The organism is Streptomyces hirsutus, from assembly GCF_001418415.1.
In the GTDB taxonomy this organism is placed as follows: domain Bacteria; phylum Actinomycetota; class Actinomycetes; order Streptomycetales; family Streptomycetaceae; genus Streptomyces; species Streptomyces hirsutus.
Map to the genome: position 1 here is coordinate 1 of NZ_LIQT01000707.1, position 1,041 is coordinate 1,041.

The 1,041-nt window shown below is 69.0% G+C and carries 1 protein-coding gene; it reads left to right on the plus strand.

Annotation, left to right across the window (positions count from 1 at the left end; translation table 11 throughout):
* Positions 1-72: 72 nt before the first annotated feature.
* A partial coding sequence (locus tag AOK11_RS37705) for an ISAzo13 family transposase (RefSeq protein WP_107098783.1) occupies positions 73-1,041 on the plus strand: 969 nt, incomplete at its 3' end.

The window sequence follows — 1,041 nt, forward strand, 5'->3', positions numbered from 1 at the left end:
GTTACGGGACAGCGCTTAGGACTTGCCGATCATCAAGGTGTTGCTTTCGAGACTGGGGCTCGTTGATGTCGTATGCGCATCCCGGACGAGACTCGTGACCAGCTTGCTGTGAAGTTCGCGGTGCTGTTCCCGCATCTGGACGAGCGGCAGCGGCGGCTGCTGATGGCCGCGGAAGCCCAAGGACTGGGGCATGGCGGCATCCGGGCCGTGGCCCGGGCGGCCAAGGTGAGCGAGACGACAATCCGCAAGGGTGTGTCCGACCTGGAAGCGGGCGAGTGCCTGCTCGGGCGGGTGCGGCGGCCGGGCGGCGGACGCAAACGCGTCGCGGACCTCGACCCCGGGCTGCGGACCGCGCTGTTGAGTCTGGTCGAGCCGGACGAGCGCGGGGATCCGATGCCGCCGTTGCGGTGGACGACCAGGTCGACCCGCACGCTGGCGGCCGAGCTGACCCGCCGGGGACACCGGGCCGGTGCCGACACCGTCGCCGGCCTGCTGCGACAGGAGGGTTTCCGGCTGCAGGCCAACGCCAAGACGCTCGAGGGCAGTCAGCATGCCGACCGGGATGCCCAGTTCCGGTATCTCAACGAGCAAGCACGCGACCACCGGGATGCCGGCCAACCCGTGATCAGCGTGGACACCAAGAAGAAGGAACTGGTCGGCGACTTCAAAAACCCCGGCCGTTCCTGGCGGCCGACGGGCGATCCGGTGCCGGTACGCGTCCACGACTTCGCCGACCCGCAGCTGGGCAAGGCCATCCCCTATGGAATCTACGACCTGGCGGCCGACACCGGCTGGGTCAACGTCGGCACCGACCACGACACCGCCGCGTTCGCGGTGGAGTCGATCCGCCGCTGGTGGCACGGCCAGGGCCATGACGCCTACCCGCAGGCTTCCCGACTGTTGATCACCGCCGATGCGGGCGGCTCCAACGGCTACCGCACCCGGGCCTGGAAACTCCACCTCGCCCGACTGGCCGCCGAAACCGGCCTGACCATCACGGTCTGCCATCTGCCGCCGGGCACGCAATGCCGTTGTTTGACT